Source organism: Pseudomonas sp. GW822-FHT02E03, from assembly GCF_058802325.1.
The window spans coordinates 1-1,522 of record NZ_JBXAOA010000095.1; the positions used below are offsets into that span (position 1 = coordinate 1).

Annotated in this window: 1 protein-coding gene; it reads right to left on the reverse strand. The window is 55.1% G+C overall.

The window, feature by feature from the left end:
* Positions 1–416: 416 nt before the first annotated feature.
* On the reverse strand, positions 417–1,430 hold the full coding sequence (locus tag AC1RQB_RS28180; RefSeq protein WP_081235179.1) for an IS110 family RNA-guided transposase: 1,014 nt from the start codon (positions 1,428–1,430) through the stop codon (positions 417–419).
* Positions 1,431–1,522: the final 92 nt, after the last annotated feature.

Here is a 1,522-nt window from a genome sequence, read left to right on the forward strand (position 1 = left end):
AAAGGGGACACCCATTAGCCGGTCTCAAGTCAAGGTTAAAAGCCTCCGCACCCTGCGGTTTTTAACTGCAGGGATTGCTCTTTAACTCAACCTGATCGGTTGAACCCGTCGACCCCGTTTCCTCTTCATTGGCTACGACCGAGTCGTGCCTGACACCCATGTGGATCAAGCGGTAGCGATACAGCGAGCACCGCCCTGGCAGTCAACTGCCCCAGAGAAACGTTGGTGCCGCCAATGTGGCCAAAACGTGTCACAGAACTGTGGCTCGTGCAAAAACACGTCCAGTCTCAGCGAGCTCACATGGCGGACGACCCGGTTACAACACACTCAGGCGGTGACAGCCGGTCGCCACTCAGATTTCATGGTTCACGCCCAGTCCCTTTTTGGTTGATCGGCCATCACCTTAACCCGCCCCTTCAGGCGAAACAGCGCTTGGCATCAAATGGCTGTTTCTCCTTCAGGATGTGATAACTCGCCCGCGCCAGTTTGTGCGCCAGCGCTTTGGTGGCGACCACGGCATTGGTCTTGGCTTTCTTTTTCTCGAAAAAACGTTTGGCCTCTTCACTGAAACGCCGAGCAAAATTCGCCGCTTCGATAAAGGCCCAAATCAAGTAAGCGTTGCCGTTCTTGGTGTTGCCTTCGCTCTTTTTCTTACCATTGGAGTAATGCGCACTCTTTACGCACCGGGCATAGGAGGCGAAGTTGCCCACGTCGGCAAAGCGCTCGATATCACCGGTTTCCAGCATGATGACCGTGGCCAGCACTTCGCCGATTCCAGGCATCGTTTTTAACAAGCAGAACTCCGGCCGCAGGCGAGCTTCATGCAGTAAGCGGTCCTCAAGGATATCAATCTGAGCCTGCACCGCCTGGATGATCGCGACATTGGCTTTCATCGCCAGAGCGACATCCGTGGTCAGGCCAAGTCTGTCCACGGATGTCGCTGACAGGCCTTTGACTTCATTGCAGCTCAACCCGTGGCCAAACTGGCGCGCCATGATGTTCTCCACCGCAAGAATGTGCTGCGTCCTACTGCGGACCAACTGAATACGTTTACGTGCCAAATCGCGCAGTGCCCGTTCTTGCGGCGGATGGATATAGCCGGTGGGCAATATCCCGAGTCGCAATAAATGCGCCAGGAACGCCGCATCATCCTTATCGTCAGAATGCTTTAAACCGTCGTAGCGTTGCATCGCCACGGGGTTGGCCAGCTTTACCTCGAAGCCTGCCGCCTTGAGACCATCGACCAGCCAATACCAGTTGTAGGTCGACTCGACCACGACACCGAGCAATTCGGCACGATGCGGTTCGAGCAGCGGGAGGATTTTTGTCAGCTCATTAGGACAGCGCCGACTGAGCAGGACCCGGTCCGTTTCGTCGGTAACCACTACAACGCTGTTGTTTGAATGCAGGTCTATGCCACAGAATTTCATCACGGCCTCCCACAGCAAAAGTCTAAGTTCGCACCTTGAATTTTGCGCCACCTCCGTGAGGTGGGGAGGCCGGCTAGATGATTCTCAGATTT